This window comes from Variovorax sp. LjRoot130, from assembly GCF_964253755.1.
Taxonomy (GTDB): Bacteria; Pseudomonadota; Gammaproteobacteria; order Burkholderiales; family Burkholderiaceae_C; genus Variovorax.
Map to the genome: position 1 here is coordinate 3,582,348 of NZ_CAXURM020000001.1, position 15,970 is coordinate 3,598,317.

General features: G+C 65.6%; 12 protein-coding genes. 5 read left to right on the top strand and 7 right to left on the bottom strand.

Features of this window, described 5'->3' with window-relative positions; genetic code table 11:
- The first annotated feature begins 43 nt into the window (after positions 1 to 43).
- The 3 genes from ACSQ86_RS17785 to ACSQ86_RS17795 all read left to right on the top strand — a co-directional run bounded on the left by ACSQ86_RS17785 (position 44) and on the right by ACSQ86_RS17795 (position 3,358).
- Entirely contained in the window at positions 44 to 1,240 is a 1,197-nt protein-coding gene (locus tag ACSQ86_RS17785; protein ID WP_436309340.1) for an amino acid aminotransferase, read from the top strand.
- A gap of 96 nt (positions 1,241 to 1,336) precedes the next feature.
- On the top strand, positions 1,337 to 2,725 hold the full coding sequence (locus ACSQ86_RS17790; protein WP_093108188.1) for a polyhydroxyalkanoate depolymerase: 1,389 nt from the start codon (positions 1,337 to 1,339) through the stop codon (positions 2,723 to 2,725).
- A gap of 12 nt (positions 2,726 to 2,737) precedes the next feature.
- Positions 2,738 to 3,358 carry an RnfABCDGE type electron transport complex subunit B gene (locus ACSQ86_RS17795; RefSeq protein ID WP_093108190.1) on the top strand — a complete coding sequence of 207 codons (621 nt, stop codon included), beginning with the start codon at positions 2,738 to 2,740 and terminating at the stop codon, positions 3,356 to 3,358.
- Between the two features lie 39 nt (positions 3,359 to 3,397).
- On the opposite strand, the gene ACSQ86_RS17800 is transcribed toward ACSQ86_RS17795, so the two are convergent.
- From ACSQ86_RS17800 to scpA, 6 genes are read right to left on the bottom strand one after another with little or no spacing between them, the layout of a single operon-like run.
- On the bottom strand, positions 3,398 to 3,874 hold the full coding sequence (locus tag ACSQ86_RS17800) for a VOC family protein (RefSeq protein WP_436304550.1): 477 nt from the start codon (positions 3,872 to 3,874) through the stop codon (positions 3,398 to 3,400).
- Positions 3,871 to 4,905, bottom strand: a complete 1,035-nt coding sequence (bioB, locus tag ACSQ86_RS17805; protein ID WP_436292845.1) for a biotin synthase BioB — start codon at positions 4,903 to 4,905, stop codon at positions 3,871 to 3,873. The genes ACSQ86_RS17800 and bioB overlap by 4 nt, the downstream gene beginning before the upstream one ends.
- A complete protein-coding gene (locus ACSQ86_RS17810; protein WP_436309341.1) occupies positions 4,905 to 6,962 on the bottom strand; it encodes an acetyl-CoA carboxylase biotin carboxylase subunit in 2,058 nt (685 codons plus the stop codon). Before ACSQ86_RS17810 ends, bioB begins: the two co-directional genes overlap by 1 nt.
- Positions 6,963 to 6,977: 15 nt before the next feature.
- A complete protein-coding gene (locus ACSQ86_RS17815) occupies positions 6,978 to 8,510 on the bottom strand; it encodes an acyl-CoA carboxylase subunit beta (protein ID WP_436304552.1) in 1,533 nt (510 codons plus the stop codon).
- A complete protein-coding gene (gene meaB, locus ACSQ86_RS17820; RefSeq protein WP_436309342.1) occupies positions 8,507 to 9,592 on the bottom strand; it encodes a methylmalonyl Co-A mutase-associated GTPase MeaB in 1,086 nt (361 codons plus the stop codon). Before meaB ends, ACSQ86_RS17815 begins: the two co-directional genes overlap by 4 nt.
- A 2-nt stretch (positions 9,593 to 9,594) precedes the next feature.
- Positions 9,595 to 11,754, bottom strand: a complete 2,160-nt coding sequence (gene scpA, locus ACSQ86_RS17825; RefSeq protein ID WP_436309343.1) for a methylmalonyl-CoA mutase — start codon at positions 11,752 to 11,754, stop codon at positions 9,595 to 9,597.
- A 125-nt stretch (positions 11,755 to 11,879) separates the two neighbouring features.
- On the opposite strand from scpA, the gene ACSQ86_RS17830 reads away from it, so the two are divergent.
- Positions 11,880 to 12,527, top strand: coding sequence for a GntR family transcriptional regulator (locus ACSQ86_RS17830; protein ID WP_436309344.1), 648 nt, complete (start codon positions 11,880 to 11,882; stop codon positions 12,525 to 12,527).
- Between the two features lie 113 nt (positions 12,528 to 12,640).
- Here ACSQ86_RS17830 and dusA read toward each other — a convergent pair whose 3' ends face one another.
- Positions 12,641 to 13,621 (bottom strand): tRNA dihydrouridine(20/20a) synthase DusA, encoded by a 981-nt coding sequence (dusA, locus tag ACSQ86_RS17835; protein ID WP_436309345.1) that lies wholly within the window; start codon positions 13,619 to 13,621, stop codon positions 12,641 to 12,643.
- 164 nt (positions 13,622 to 13,785) lie between these two features.
- Here dusA and ACSQ86_RS17840 point away from each other — a divergent pair, with 164 nt between their 5' ends.
- Positions 13,786 to 15,966 (top strand): TonB-dependent siderophore receptor, encoded by a 2,181-nt coding sequence (locus ACSQ86_RS17840; RefSeq protein ID WP_436310286.1) that lies wholly within the window; start codon positions 13,786 to 13,788, stop codon positions 15,964 to 15,966.
- Positions 15,967 to 15,970: the final 4 nt, after the last annotated feature.

The following is a 15,970-nucleotide window of genomic DNA, read 5'->3' on the forward strand; positions in this document are numbered from 1 at the left end:
ATCCGGGGTTCCGTGCATCGATCACCCCCCAAAGGACTTTTCCATGTCAATGTTCACCGCCGTCGAGATGGCGCCGCGCGACCCGATCCTGGGCCTCAACGAGCAATTCGCCGCCGACAGCAACCCCAACAAGGTCAATCTCGGCGTCGGCGTCTACTACGACGACAACGGCAAGCTGCCGCTCTTGCAGTGCGTACAGGCGGTCGAACAGAGCATGACCAAGACGCCCACCGCGCGCGGCTATCTGCCGATCGACGGCATCGCGGCCTATGACAACGCCGTGAAGGGCCTGGTGTTCGGCGCCGACAGCGAGCCCGTGAAGTCCGGCCGCGTCGCGACCATCCAGGGCATCGGCGGAACCGGTGGCCTCAAGGTCGGCGCCGACTTCCTCAAGAAGCTCAACCCCGACGCCAAGGTGCTGATCAGCGACCCGAGCTGGGAAAACCACCGCGCCCTGTTCACCAACGCCGGCTTCCCGGTCGAAAGCTATCCCTACTACGACGCTGCCAAGCGCGGCATCGACTTCGAAGGCATGCTGGCCGCGTTGAACGCCGCCCCGGCCGGCACCATCGTCGTGCTGCACGCCTGCTGCCACAACCCGACCGGCTACGACATCACGTCGGCCCAGTGGGACCAAGTCGTCGCGGCCGTCAAGTCGAGGAAGCTTGTTGCCTTCCTCGACATGGCCTATCAGGGCTTCGGCTACGGCATCCAGGAGGACGGCGCGGCCATCGGCAAGTTCGTCGCTGCCGGCCTGGACTTCTTCGTCTCGACCTCCTTCTCCAAGAGCTTCAGCCTCTACGGCGAACGCGTCGGCGCCCTCTCGGTGCTGTGCGAAAGCAAGGAAGAAGCCGCGCGCGTGCTGAGCCAGCTCAAGGTCGCGATCCGCACCAACTACAGCAACCCGCCGACGCACGGGGGCGCCGTGGTCGCAACCGTGCTCGGCACGCCCGAACTGCGCGCGCTGTGGGAACAAGAGCTCGGCGAGATGCGCGTGCGCATCAAGGCGATGCGCCAGAAGCTGGTCGACGGCCTCAAGGCCGCCGGCGTGAAGGAAGACATGAGCTTCATCACCACGCAGATCGGCATGTTCAGCTATTCGGGCCTCAGCAAGGACCAGATGGTGCGCCTGCGCGAAGAGTTCGGCGTCTACGGCACCGACACCGGACGCATGTGCGTGGCCGCGCTCAACAGCAAGAACATCGACCACGTCTGCCAGAGCATCGCCAAGGTCATCTGATACAAATTGGCCAGACCAATTGGGTGTTTGTGCCTAGCACATTTGGTCTGCGCCGCTGATATATTGCATCGCAACATCCCATAACGCGCAGACCTCATGCTCTATCAACTCTACGAAGCACAACGCTCCCTGATGGAGCCGTTCGCCGACTTCGCGCAGGCTGCCTCCAAGCTCTACGGTCAAGGCGCCGTCTTCGGCCAGACACCGCTGGCGCAGCGCATGGCGGCCGGGTACGACCTCCTCTACCGCCTGGGCAAGGACTACGAGAAGCCCGAGTTCGACATCAAGACTGTCAAGGTCGACGGCGATGATGTGGTGATCCAGGAAGTCGTCGAGATCGAGAAGCCCTTCTGCCAGCTGCGGCGCTTCAAGCGTTTCACCGACGAGCCGCATACCCTGCAGACGCTCAAGAGCCAGCCCGTGGTGCTGATCGTGGCGCCCTTGTCGGGCCACTACGCAACGCTTTTGCGCGACACCGTGCGCACCATGCTGCAGGATCACAAGGTCTACGTCACCGACTGGGTCAATGCGCGCCTCGTCCCGTTGTCCGAAGGCGAGTTCCACCTCGACGACTACATCAACTATGTTCAGGAGTTCATCCGCCACCTGCAGGCCGAGTACGGACACTGCCACGTGATCAGCGTCTGCCAGCCCACGGTGCCGGTGCTGGCTGCGGTGTCGCTGATGGCCAGCCGCGGCGAGAAGATTCCGCTGTCGCTGACCATGATGGGCGGCCCCATCGATGCCCGCAAGTCGCCCACCGCCGTCAACAACCTGGCGATGAACAAGAGCTACGAGTGGTTCGAGAACAACGTGATCTATCGGGTGCCGGAGGGCTTTCCGGGCGTCGGCCGCCGCGTGTACCCGGGCTTTCTGCAGCACACCGGTTTCGTCGCAATGAATCCGGATCGCCATGCAAGCAGCCACTACGACTACTTCAAGGACCTGATCAAGGGCGACGACGCGAGCGCCGAGGCACACCGCAAGTTCTATGACGAGTACAACGCCGTGCTCGACATGGATGCGGACTACTACCTCGACACCATTCGCACCGTGTTCCAGGACTTCGAGCTTGTCAACGGCACCTGGGAAGTGAAGAGCCCCGAAGGCGTGCTCGAGCGCGTACGTCCGCAGGACATCCATTCGACCGGCCTGCTGACGATCGAGGGCGAGCTGGACGACATCTCGGGCTCCGGCCAGACCCGCGCCGCGCACGAACTGTGCACCGGCGTCAGCGCCGCCCATCAGCAGCACTACGAAGTCAAGGGCGCCGGCCACTACGGCATCTTCAGCGGTCGCCGCTGGCGCGAACGGGTCTACCCCGAGGTGAAGGCCTTCATCGCCGCGCACGATCAGCCGCAAAAGCGCGCCGAGCGCTCCAGCGTGACGGCCGAAGACACGGTCAAGGCCGCTGCGGCGGCCAAGCGCCCTGCCGTGGCGCGCAAGTCCGCCCCTGCGCGGCGGACGCGCGGCGCTGCGCGTTGACGATCCAGGGCCGTGTACGCGCTGGCTGCACGCATCCTTGACGCACTGCCCCAAACGCAGTGCACGCGCTGCGGCTATCCCGATTGCGCCGGGTACGCACAAGCCATTGCAGAAGGCAGTGCCGGCATCCACCAATGCCCGCCGGGAGGCGCCGAAGGCGTGGCGCGCCTGTCGCAGCTCACCGGCCAGCCGGTGCGGCCGATCGACCCGCAATTCGGCGCCGAAGGCCCACGCGCCCTGGCCGTGATCGACGAGGCCTGGTGCATCGGCTGCACGCTGTGCCTCGACGCCTGCCCGACCGACGCGATCCTCGGCATCCACAAGCGCATGCACACCGTGATCGAAACACACTGCACGGGCTGCGAACTCTGCATTCCGGCCTGCCCGGTCGACTGCATTTCGCTCGAAGTGGCGACGCCGGGCAAGAGCGGCTGGCAAGCCTGGTCGCAGGCCCAAGCCGATCAGGCACGCAAGCGCTATGAGGCGCACGGCAAGCGGCGCGAGAAGCACGACGAACCCCGGGTCGCCAAGGCACCCGAAGCTGCGCCGGACCGCAAGCGTGCCGTGATCGAAGCCGCCCTGGCACGCGCGCGCGCTGCGGCCGCTTCGCGTGCCGACGGCAAGAAAACCTGATCCTCGACGCCCTGCTGCCCTGCATGGGCGCTTGAGCGCTCAGCCTGCCGCCAGGGCCGAGAAAGCCGCTACCACTTCCGGCGGCGCCTGCACGAGTTCGATCAGCACGCCTTCGCCCGCGATCGGGAACTCCTCGTTGCCCTTGGGGTGCAGAAAACAAATGTCGAAGCCGGCCGCGCCCTTGCGGATGCCGCCCGGCGCGAAGCGCACGCCCTGGGCGCCGAGCCATCCGACGGCGGCAGGCAGATCGTCGATCCACAGGCCCACGTGATTGAGCGGCGTGGTATGGACGGCCGGCTTCTTCTCGGGATCGAGCGGCTGCATCAGGTCGACCTCGACCTTGAAAGGTCCGCTGCCGATCACGCAGATGTCCTCGTCGACGTTCTCGCGCTCGCTCTTGAAGGTGCCGGTCACTTCGAGGCCGAGCATTTCGACCCAGAGCTTCTGCAGGCGCGTCTTGTCGGGCCCGCCGATCGCGATCTGCTGGACGCCGAGCACCTTGAAAGGACGGTTCATGCACATGCTCCTTGTTCGCTGGTCCGCCGCGCCTCGAGCCCCAGCTTGCGCAGCAGTTGCACGTCGGCTTCCACGTCCGGGTTGCCGGTCACCAGCAGCTTGTCGCCATAGAAGATCGAGTTGGCGCCGGCCAGGAAGCACAGCGCCTGCACCGCTTCGCCCAACTGCTGCCGGCCGGCAGACAGCCGCACACGCGCCTTGGGCATCGTGATACGCGCCACGGCGATCATGCGCACGAAGTCCAATGGGTCGATCGGGTCGGCATCGGCCAGCGGCGTGCCCGGCACGCGCACCAGGCTGTTGATGGGCACGGACTCCGGATAAGGATCGAGATTGGCCAGCTGCGCGATCAGGCCCGCGCGGTGCACCGGCGTCTCGCCCATGCCGACGATGCCCCCGCAGCACACGCTGATGCCGGCGGCGCGCACGTGGGCCAGCGTGTCGAGCCGGTCCTGGTAGGTGCGCGTGTCGACGATGTCGCCGTAGTACTCGGGCGCGGTGTCGAGGTTGTGGTTGTAGTAGTCCAGGCCCGCGGCCTTGAGCTGCTTCGCATGCTGCGGCTCGAGCATGCCCAGCGTGGCGCAGGTCTGCAGGCCCAGGCCCTTGACTGCTTCCACCAGCACCGCCACCTTCTCGACGTCGCGGTCCTTGGGCGCGCGCCAGGCCGCACCCATGCAGAAGCGCGTGGCGCCGGCGTCCTTGGCCGCCTGAGCAGCGCGCACGACCTCGTCGACTTCCATCAGCTTCTGCGCCTTCACGCCGGTGTCGAATTCGGCGGACTGCGGACAGTAGCCGCAGTTCTCGGGGCAGCCGCCGGTCTTGACCGACAGCAGTGTGGCCAGCTCGATGTCGCCCTCGGGGAAGTGCGCACGATGCACGGTCTGGGCTTCGAACAGCAGGTCGTTGAAGGGCTTGTCGAGCAAGGCCTGCACGGCCTCGACCGGCCAGGGACCGCGCGGCGCCGCCGGCTTGGCGGCCGGCCGATGCAGGGTAACGGCTTTGGCAGCCGGAAGCAGATCGTTGACACCCATCATGCGAACTCCAGAATCACTTGATCGACCGCGAGCGATTCGCCCTTGGCGGCCGAGATGCTGCCGACCACGCCATCCTGCGTGGCGAAGAGCACGTTTTCCATCTTCATGGCCTCGATCACCGCAAGCTTCTCGCCGGCCTGCACCTGCTGGCCCGGCTGCACCGAGACCTCGACCAAAAGGCCCGGCATCGGCGACATCAGGAACTTGCTGAGGTCCGGCGGCGCCTTGTAGGGCATGAGCTTCGACAAGCGCGACCCCAGCGGCGAGAGCACGATCGCTTCGATCTGTGTGCCGTTGTGCGAAACGCGCAGCGCCAGCGGATTCTTGCCGGCACCCCGCTCGACCTGCGCGGTAAAGGCGCGGCCGTTCACCGTGCCCTCGACACGGACGCTGCCGAGCGGCGCCTGGCTGTCGATCTTGTAGCTGTGGGCACCCACCGCGACCGCGCTGGAACCCGTCTGCCCGTGGAAGTCGTTGACCGTGACGGGCGTGTGCACATGCTGCCCCTTCGCATCGAGCACGACCGCCACGAACTGCTCGCCCACTTTCACACTGTGCCCCTCGAGCTGCCCGCTGATGCCCGAGGCGCGCGCGCGGTAGCGCCGGTGCATGTAGGCTGCCAGCGCGACCAGGAAATCCGGATCGTCGTGCGGCACGTCCTCGGCATGGAAACCCTTGCCGTAGTGCTCGGCGATGAAGCCGGTGTTGAATTCGCCGCTCACGAACTTGGGATGCGCGAGCAGCGCGGCCTGGAACGGGATGTTGCTGCCGATGCCGCGGATCACGAAGCCGTTGAGCGCCTCGCGCATCAGCGCGATCGCATGGTTGCGGTCGCGCCCGTGCACGATCAGCTTGGCGATCATCGAGTCGTAGAACATCGGGATCTCGCCGCCGTCGTAGACGCCGGTGTCGACCCGCACGCCGCCGTAGGCGCTCGAAGCCGGGCGCTCCGCGGCGAACAGCGTCTCCTTCGGCGGCTGGAAGCGCACCAGCCGTCCGGTCGACGGCAGGAAATTGCGGAACGGATCTTCGGCGTTGATGCGGCACTCGATGGCCCAGCCGTTGCGCTGTACCTCTTCCTGCGCCAGCGGCAGCTTCTCGCCCGCGGCCACGCGGATCATGAGCTCGACCAGGTCCAGCCCGGTGATCGCCTCCGTCACCGGATGCTCCACCTGCAGCCGCGTGTTCATCTCGAGGAAGTAGAAGCTCTGGTCCTTGCCGACCACGAACTCCACCGTGCCTGCGCTCTGGTAGTTCACCGCCTTGGCGAGTGCCACCGCCTGCTCGCCCATGGCCTTGCGCGTGGCCTCGCTGATGAAAGGCGACGGCGCCTCTTCGATCACCTTCTGGTGGCGCCGCTGGATCGAGCACTCGCGCTCGTTGAGGTAGATCACGTTGCCCTGCGCGTCGCCGAGCACCTGGATCTCGATGTGGCGCGGCTCCTCGACGAACTTTTCGATGAACACGCGGTCGTCGCCGAAGCTGTTGCGCGCCTCGTTGCGGCAGGAGGTGAAGCCCTCGAAGGCGTCCTTGTCGTTGAAGGCCACGCGCAGGCCCTTGCCGCCGCCGCCGGCCGAGGCCTTGATCATCACCGGATAGCCGACCCCGCGCGCGATCTCCACCGCGCGCTCGGCCGTTTCGATCGCGTCGTTCCAACCCGGGATGGTGTTGACCTTGGCCTCGTTCGCAAGCTTCTTCGAGGCGATCTTGTCGCCCATGGCCGCGATCGAGTAGTGCTTGGGGCCGATGAAGACGATGCCCTCTTCCTCGACCTTCTTCGCGAAGCCTTCGTTCTCGGACAGGAAGCCGTAGCCCGGGTGCACGGCTTGGGCGCCGGTCTTCTTGCAGGCGGCGATGATGCGCTCGGCCTGCAGGTAGCTCTCACGGCTCGGCGAGGCGCCGATGTGCACGGCCTCATCGGCCAGCTCGACATGGCGCGCGTCCTTGTCGGCATCGGAATACACCGCGACCGTGAGGATGCCCATCTTCTTCGCGGTCTTGATAACGCGGCAAGCGATCTCGCCGCGATTCGCAATCAGGATTTTCTTGAACATGTTGTTGTCTCCGGCTCAGAGCGGGATGTTTCCGTGCTTGCGCCACGGGTTGTCGAGCTTCTTCTCGCGCAACATCACCAGGCTGCGGCAGATGCGCTTGCGCGTTTCGCTCGGCAGGATCACATCGTCGATGTAGCCGCGCGTGCCCGCCACGTAGGGATTGGCGAAGCGCGCCTTGTATTCGGCCTCGCGCGCGGCCAGCTTCTCGGGATCGTTCTTGTCCTCGCGGAAGATGATCTCCACCGCGCCCTTGGCGCCCATCACCGCGATCTCGGCACGCGGCCAGGCGAGATTGACGTCGCCGCGCAAATGCTTGGAGGCCATCACGTCGTAGGCGCCGCCGTAGGCCTTGCGCGTGATCACCGTGATCTTCGGCACCGTGCACTCGGCATAGGCATAGAGCAGCTTCGCGCCGTGCTTGATGATGCCGCCGTACTCCTGGCTGGTGCCGGGCATGAAGCCGGGCACATCGACAAAGGTGACGACCGGGATGTTGAAGGCATCGCAGAAGCGCACGAAGCGTGCAGCCTTGATCGAGGACTTGATGTCCAGGCAACCGGCCAGCACCAGCGGCTGGTTGGCGACGATGCCGACGCTCTGCCCCTCCATGCGCGCGAAGCCGATCACGATGTTCTTCGCGTAGTCGGGCTGCAGCTCGAAGAACTCGCCGTCGTCGACCACCTTCACGATCAGCTCCTTCATGTCGTAGGGCTTGTTCGGGTTGTCGGGCACCAGGGTGTCGAGCGACAGGTCGGCGCGATCGGCCGGGTCGCCGCTCGGGCGCACCGGCGCCTTCTCGCGGTTGTTGAGCGGCAGGTAGTTGTAGAGCCGGCGCAGCATCATCAGCGCCTCGACGTCGTTCTCGAAAGCCATGTCGGCCACGCCGCTCTTGGTGGTGTGCGTGGTGGCGCCACCGAGCTCCTCGGCCGTCACGTCCTCGTGGGTCACGGTCTTCACCACGTCGGGGCCCGTGACGAACATGTAGGAGCTGTCGCGCACCATGAAGATGAAGTCGGTCATGGCCGGCGAATACACCGCGCCGCCCGCGCACGGGCCCATGATCATGCTGATCTGCGGCACCACGCCGGAAGCCATCACGTTGCGCTGGAACACCTCGGCATAGCCGCCGAGTGAGGCGACGCCTTCCTGGATGCGGGCGCCGCCCGAGTCGTTGAGGCCGATGACCGGTGCGCCGACCTTCATCGCCTGGTCCATCACCTTGCAGATCTTCTCGGCATGCGCTTCGCTGAGCGCGCCGCCGAAGACGGTGAAGTCCTGGCTGAAGACGAAGACCAGGCGGCCGTTGATCATGCCGTAGCCGGTGACCACGCCGTCGCCGGGGATCTTGTTGTCGGCCATGCCGAAGTCGCTGGAGCGGTGCTCGACGAACATGTCCCACTCTTCGAAGGTGTTGTCGTCGAGCAGGAGTTCGATGCGCTCGCGCGCCGTCAGCTTGCCCTTGGCATGCTGGGCATCGATGCGCTTCCGGCCACCGCCGAGCCGCGCCTGCGCGCGCCGTTTTTCGAGTTGTTCGAGGATTTCTTTCATGTCGTCCTGTCGGAAGTGTTGAACTGCGCCCGCCCCGCCTGGGCTGCGAGCAGATTGCGTGCGGCGGTCGAGGCCGGCAGCGTGCCGGCCGCCACCTGGGCGCTGGCCTGCGGCAGCTGCTCGCGCACCTGCGGATGCTGGCGAAAAGCCTGCTTGAGCCCTGCGTCGATGCGTTCCCACATCCACGCGAGCGCCTGTTTTTCGCGGCGCGTGGCAAGCTTGCCGTTGGCGGTTTGCAGCGCCTTGAACAGCAGCACCGCGGCCCAGAAGGCGTCGATGCCGGTGCCCAGCAGCGCGCTCAGCTGGATCACCTTGGGCAGCCAGAAGCGCACTTCCGCTTCCGGCGAACCGGGCGCCGCATGGGCCGCGTGCATGTGCTGCGCGTGCGCCGGATTGCCGTGATGGCCGAAGAGCCGCAGCGCGGAAGTAATCTGGGCCTGCGCGCGCGTCGCCGCATCCTTGTCGATGTCGGCCTTGTTGATGACGACCAGGTCGGCCAGCTCCATCACGCCCTTCTTGATCGCCTGCAGGTCGTCGCCGGCATTGGGCAGTTGCAGCAGCACGAACATGTCGGTCATGCCGGAGACCGCGGTTTCGCTCTGGCCGACACCCACGGTTTCGACGATCACGATGTCGTAGCCCGCGGCTTCGCACACCAGCATCGCCTCGCGCGTCTTCTCGGCCACTCCGCCCAGCGTGCCGCTCGAGGGGCTGGGCCGGATGTAGGCGCGTTCATGGACCGACAGCTTCTCCATGCGCGTCTTGTCCCCGAGGATCGAGCCGCCCGACACCGTGGACGAAGGGTCGATCGTGAGCACCGCGACGCGATGGCCCTGCCCGATCAGATGGAGGCCCAGCGTCTCGATGAAGGTCGACTTGCCGACACCGGGCACGCCGGAGATGCCGAGCCGGAAGGACTTGCCGGTGTGCGGCAGCAGCGCCGTGAGCAGTTCGTCGGCTTGGGTGCGGTGATCGGGGCGCGTGGATTCGAGCAGCGTGATCGCCTTGGCGATGGCGCGGCGTTGCTGCGGGCCGTCCGCTGCAACCAGTGCTTCGGCTGTGACCGGAGTTCGAACCGGCATGCTCAGGCGGCAGCCGCCGCGCGAATCTGTTCCAGGACGTCCTTGGCGCTGGCCGGAATCGGCGTGCCCGGACCGTAAATGCCCTTGACGCCTGCCTCGTACAGAAAGTCGTAGTCCTGCCGCGGAATCACGCCGCCGACGAAGACGATGATGTCGTCGGCGCCCTGCTTCTTCAGCTCCTGGATGATCGCCGGTACCAGCGTCTTGTGGCCCGCCGCGAGGGTGCTCACACCCACCGCATGCACATCGTTCTCGATCGCCTGGCGCGCGCACTCCTCGGGGGTCTGAAACAGCGGCCCCATGTCGACGTCAAAGCCGAGGTCGGCGAAGGCGGTGGCGACGACCTTCGCGCCGCGGTCGTGGCCGTCCTGGCCGAGCTTGGAGATCATCACGCGCGGGCGCCGGCCCTGCTCTTCGGCGAAGGCCGCAATCTCGTGCTGCAGCGCCTCCCAGCCTTCGGCCGAGTCGTAGGCGGCGGCATAGACGCCAGTCACCTTCTGCGTGTCGGCGCGGTGCCGGCCGTAGACCTTTTCGAGCGCGTCGCTGATCTCGCCGACCGTGGCGCGCAGGCGCACCGCCTGGACGCTCAGGTCGAGCAGATTTTCCTTGCCGCTTTCTGCAGCCGCCGTGAGCGCATCGAGCGCCGCTTGCACCGCAGCGCCGTCGCGCTTCTCGCGGATCGCCTTGAGCCTGGCGATCTGGCCGTCGCGCACCTTGACGTTGTCGATCTGAAGAATGTCGTGCGTGTCCTCGGACTCGAGCTTGTACTTGTTGACGCCGACGATCACGTCCCGGCCCGAATCGATGCGCGCCTGCTTGTCGGCTGCGGCCGCCTCGATCTTGAGCTTGGCCCAACCGCTGTCCACCGCCTTGGTCATGCCGCCCATGGCCTCGACCTCCTCGATGATCGCCCAGGCGGCGTCGGCCATGTCCTGCGTGAGTTTCTCCATCATGTAGCTGCCGGACCACGGGTCGATCACGTTCGTGATGTGCGTCTCTTCCTGGATGATGAGTTGCGTGTTGCGCGCGATGCGCGCGCTGAACTCGGTCGGCAGCGCGATGGCTTCGTCGAGCGCGTTGGTGTGCAGGCTCTGCGTGCCGCCGAACACCGCCGCCATCGCCTCGATGGTGGTGCGCACCACGTTGTTGTACGGGTCCTGCTCGGTCAGGCTCCAGCCCGATGTCTGGCAATGGGTGCGCAGCATCAGGCTCTTGGGGTTCTTGGGGTTGAACTCCTTCATGATCCGGCACCACAGCAGGCGCGCCGCGCGCATCTTGGCCACCTCGAGGTAGAAGTTCATGCCGATGGCCCAGAAGAAGCTCAGGCGCCCGGCGAAGCCGTCGACGTCCAGGCCCTTGGCCAGCGCGGTCTTCACGTACTCCTTGCCGTCGGCCAGCGTGAAGGCGAGCTCGAGCGCCTGGTTGGCGCCGGCCTCCTGCATGTGATAGCCGCTGATCGAGATCGAGTTGAACTTCGGCATCTTCTGGGCCGTGTACTCGATGATGTCCCCGATGATGCGCATCGAAGGCTCGGGCGGAAAGATGTAGGTGTTGCGGACCATGAACTCCTTGAGGATGTCGTTCTGGATGGTCCCCGAGAGCTGGTCCTGCGCGACACCCTGTTCCTCGGCCGCGACGATGTAGCCCGCGAGCACCGGCAGCACCGCGCCGTTCATGGTCATCGAGACGCTGACCTTGTCGAGCGGGATCTGGTCGAACAGGATCTTCATGTCCTCCACACTGTCGATCGCCACGCCGGCCTTGCCGACGTCGCCGGTCACGCGCGGATGGTCGCTGTCGTAGCCGCGGTGCGTGGCCAGGTCGAAGGCCACGCTCACGCCCTGCCCGCCCGCGGCCAGCGCCTTGCGATAGAAGGCGTTCGACTCCTCGGCGGTCGAGAAGCCCGCGTACTGCCGGATGGTCCATGGGCGCACCGCGTACATGGTGGCTTGCGGTCCGCGCAGGTAGGGCTCGAAGCCAGGCAGCGTGTCGGTGTACTTCAGGCCCTGCAGGTCGGCGGCGGTGTAGAGCGGCTTGACGGTGATGCCGTCGGGCGTGATCCAGTTCAGCGCCGACAGGTCTCCGCCCGGAGCAGACTTGGCAGCGGCTTGGGTCCAGGCTTCGAGGGTCGCGGTTTTGAAGTTCGGTTCGGATTTGCTCATGGGCGCCGCTTTGCAAGGTCGTGCAAGTGTCGAGGAGTGTCCACGCAGGGGCGAGACAGTTCAAGGCGAGTCTAACCCATCTGTAATTATTAATTCAGAGTCCGTACTTGCGGTACATTCCGTGCATGTCCGCCCTCACCCTGACCCCGCGTGCCCTCTATGAAGAGGTGGCGGAGCTGCTGCGCCAGCGCATCTTCAACCGCGAGCTCGAGCCCGGCAGCTGGATCGACGAACTCAAGCTGGCGGAGGAATACGGCATCAGCCGCACGCCGCTGCGCGAGGCGCTGAAGGTGCTGGCGGCGGAGGGCTTGGTCACGATGAAAGTGCGGCGCGGCGCCTATGTGACCGAGGTGTCCGAGAAAGACCTGGCCGACGTCTATCACCTGCTGAGCCTGCTCGAAAGCGATGCCGCCGGCGTGGTGGCTGAACACGTTTCCGAGGCGCAGCTGGCCGAGCTGGAAGCGCTGCACGCCGAGCTCGAAGCCGCTGCCGCCCCCGGCAAGGTGGACCGCGCCCACTTCTTCGCGGTCAACGAGCGCTTCCACATGCGGCTCTTGGCCATCGCCGACAACCGCTGGCGCGACCAGATGGTGGCCGACTTGCGCAAGGTGATGAAGCTCAACCGGCACAACTCGCTGTTGAAGTCGGGCCGCATCGCCGAGTCGCTCAAGGAGCACCGCGCGATCATGGCCGCGATCCAGGCGCGCGATCCGGCTGCTGCCATGGCGCGCATGCAGCAGCACTTCAGGAACGGTTTGGAAGCCGCGACCTGAAGTCGCTCAGCAGCATCCTGCACCGCGGCAGGCGCTACGACATCGCCGAGCGCCGCGAGCTGCGCCGCACCACCATCGAGGACGTGCCCGAAGCGCGGCTGATGGCGGCCTGATCAGGCCGCCTGCGCCACAGGCTCGTGCGCGAGCGCCATCACGTCGTGCGGCGCCAGCGCCTTGAGCCTGTGGTCGCTCCACACCTGACGCCAGCGGCGCGCACCCGCGAGGCCGTTGCGCAGGCCCAGCATGTGGCGCGCGATGTTCGACCACGGCGTGCCGTGCTCGGCGGCCTCGCGCACCATGTAGTCGCACATCGCTAGCTCGACCTCTTCGCGCGTGAGCGTGGAAGGCGCTTCCTTGTAGAAGACCGCGTCCCATTCGCTGAGCCACCAGGGGTTGTGATAGGCTTCGCGCCCGATCATGACGCCGTCGAGCAGGCGCAGGTGCGCATGCATCTGCGCGTTGTCGTCGAAGCCGCCGTTGATCGAAAAAACGAGCTCGGGGAAGTCGTGCTTCAGCCGGTGCACCAGCTCGTAGCGCAGCGGCGGCACCTCGCGGTTCTGCTTGGGCGACAGGCCCTTGAGCCAGGCGTTGCGCGCATGGACGATGAAGGTGCGGCAGCCCGCCTCGCTCACCGCGCCGACGAAATCGCGCACGAACTCGTAGCTCTCGGTCTTGTCGATGCCAATGCGGTGCTTGACGGTGACCGGCACCTTCACCACGTCGACCATCGCCTTCACGCAGTCGGCCACCAGCTGCGGCTCGTTCATCAGGCAGGCGCCGAAAGCGCCGCGTTGCACGCGCTCGCTTGGGCAGCCGCAGTTGAGGTTGATCTCGTCGTAACCCCATTCCTCGCCGAGCTTGGCGCAATGCGCGAGCTCGGCCGGCTCGCTGCCGCCGAGTTGCAGCGCGACCGGATGTTCCTCGACGTTGAAACGAAGATGCCGCGGCACGTCGCCGTGCACCAGCGCGCCCGTGGTCACCATCTCGGTGTAGAGCAAGGCGCGGCGCGTCAGCAGCCGGTGAAGGTAGCGGCAGTGGCGGTCGGTCCAATCCATCATCGGTGCGACCGAGATGATCTTCTCTTTGTGATTCAACAACTTAGATGCGCTTGAAAGGCTGAAGCCCGTAGTTTCTCACGCGGTCGGGGCTCCGAATTCCCATTCCATATCGAACGATCGGCTCCAAGATTTCTCCTAAATGTGAATGATAATGATTTCTATTTGTACTACTGGGATAGAAATTGTTGAACGTCAGACTCATACCCATTGCCACAGCCAAAACCCACCGGTCGCCAAAATCTGCCTCTGCACCCCCATTCAAGCGCTCGACGCTGAGTCTGCACACCGGCGCGACGCTGCTCGTTCTATGGGCCGCCGCCCAGGGCGGCCGCGCCGAGGCGCAAGAGGCCACGAGCGAACAAAAAGCGCTGCCGGTCGTGACCGTGACCGCGTCGCAGGACGACACGTCCCAGCACCTCGATACGAAGGTAAGCAGCGGCGCCCTCGGCGCGCGGACGCAACTTGAAACGCCCTTCTCCACCACTGTGGTCAGGAACGATGACCTGGCGGAACGCCAGGTATCGAAGCTGGGCGACGTGTTCGCCCTCGACGCCTCGGTCTCCGACAACAGCGGCGCCTACAGCAGTTGGGCCAGCTACATCACGGTCCGGGGCCTGCCGCTGGATTGGCAGAACGCCTATCGGATCGACGGCAAGCCCTTCCTCAGCTATGCCATCACCCTGCCCTACGAGCACTTCGAGCAGATCGAATTGCTCAAGGGCTCGTCCGGCTTCATGTACGGCTTCGGATCGCCGGGCGGCATCGTGAACTACGTGTCCAAGAGGCCGACCGATCGGCCGGTGAGGAGCATCGAGGTCGGCTACAAGTCCGACAGCGTGTGGAGCGAGCACGTCGACCTCGGCGGGCGCTTCGGCGCCGACGACCGCTTCGGCTACCGGCTCAACGCCACGCACGAGGAAGGCAAGACCTTCAACGACGGCGGCATCCGCCGCGATTCCGTGTCGCTGGCGCTCGATGCCAGGCTGACGCGCGACCTGAGCTGGAATTTCGACGCGCTGTACCAGAAGCGCAACTCCACGGACCAGACCCCGTCGATCTTCACCGGCAGCTATGTCGGGGCACAGCTGCCCACCGCAATCCGAGGCGACAACCAGCGCCTCGTGGGGCCCGGACAGCACCTCGACACCGATCTGAAGCTCTACTCGACCGGGCTCCAGTACAAGCTGTCACCCGATTGGACGCTGAGCACCAGCTACAGCCACAGCACGGCCACACGCAGTCGCAACGAGGGCATCGCCTACCTGCTGGATCCGAGCGGCAACTACAACGACTTCCGCTCCGACAGCAGCGAGGGCCATCGCTTCGACCAATGGCAGGCGATGGCGCAAGGCGTGTTGCGCACGGGTGCCATCGAACACCAGCTGACCCTGGGCGCGTCCTGGCAGAAGCAGACCAACGACTACAGCAGCAACAGCGTCTACCAGCAGATCGGCACCGGCAACCTCTACACGCAGAACACCAACGGCTATGCCAGCGTGACCGACTTCTCGGTCTACCGCGACAGCGACATCACGCAGCGCGCGATCTTCGCCAGCGACACCGTGAAGCTGTCGGACCAGTGGTCCGCGCTGCTTGGCCTGCGCAGCACCAACTACGAGCAGAACAGCTACAGCATCGCCGGCGCCAGGTCTTCGCAATACACCAAGAGCGGCGTGGTGACGCCCACGCTGGCGCTGATGTTCAAGCCGGCGCCGGACACGACGCTCTATACCAGCTATGTCGAATCCCTCGAGCAAGGCGCTTCGGTGGGCATCACCTATGCCAACTACCGTGACCTCCTGAATCCGCTCAAGAGCAAGCAGTACGAACTGGGCATCAAGACCCAGCGCGAACGCTGGAGCGCCACGGCCGCCCTGTTCCGCATCGAACGCGGTGCCGAATACGCGAACAGCCAGAACGTCCTCGTGCAGGACGGGCAGTCCATCTACCAAGGCCTCGAACTGGGCGCCTCCACCCGCCTGGGATCGCAATGGCAGCTCGGCGGCAACCTGATGTTCCTCGACACCTCCTACCAGCGCGGCAGCGACTTTGTCGGCAACCGCGTGGCGGGTGCGCCGAACTTCGTGGCGACAGCGCAGCTGTCCTATGCGGTGCCGCAGGTGCCGGGTCTCAAGCTGTCGGCAGACGCGAAGTACACGGGCGGCACCATGCTCAACGCCTCGAACCAGCTGAAACTCGCCGGCTACACGGTCGCGAACATCGGCGCGAGCTACGCGACACGCATCGGCGGCCACGACACGACCTTCCGCGTGGCGGTCAACAACCTGACCAACAAGCGCTACTGGGAATACCAGTATGCGAACTACATCAAGCCCGGTGACCCGCGCACCCTCAGCTTGAGCGCCAAGCTGGATTTCTAGGCGT

Coding starts and splice junctions, on each gene's coding strand:
- ACSQ86_RS17830 (WP_436309344.1), top strand. CDS start 11,880: ATGTCCGCCCTCACCCTGACCCCGCGTGCCCTCTATGAAGAGGTGGCG.
- ACSQ86_RS17810 (WP_436309341.1), bottom strand. CDS start 6,962: ATGTTCAAGAAAATCCTGATTGCGAATCGCGGCGAGATCGCTTGCCGC.
- scpA (WP_436309343.1), bottom strand. CDS start 11,754: ATGAGCAAATCCGAACCGAACTTCAAAACCGCGACCCTCGAAGCCTGG.
- ACSQ86_RS17790 (WP_093108188.1), top strand. CDS start 1,337: ATGCTCTATCAACTCTACGAAGCACAACGCTCCCTGATGGAGCCGTTC.
- ACSQ86_RS17800 (WP_436304550.1), bottom strand. CDS start 3,874: ATGAACCGTCCTTTCAAGGTGCTCGGCGTCCAGCAGATCGCGATCGGC.
- ACSQ86_RS17785 (WP_436309340.1), top strand. CDS start 44: ATGTCAATGTTCACCGCCGTCGAGATGGCGCCGCGCGACCCGATCCTG.
- meaB (WP_436309342.1), bottom strand. CDS start 9,592: ATGCCGGTTCGAACTCCGGTCACAGCCGAAGCACTGGTTGCAGCGGAC.
- ACSQ86_RS17815 (WP_436304552.1), bottom strand. CDS start 8,510: ATGAAAGAAATCCTCGAACAACTCGAAAAACGGCGCGCGCAGGCGCGG.
- bioB (WP_436292845.1), bottom strand. CDS start 4,905: ATGGGTGTCAACGATCTGCTTCCGGCTGCCAAAGCCGTTACCCTGCAT.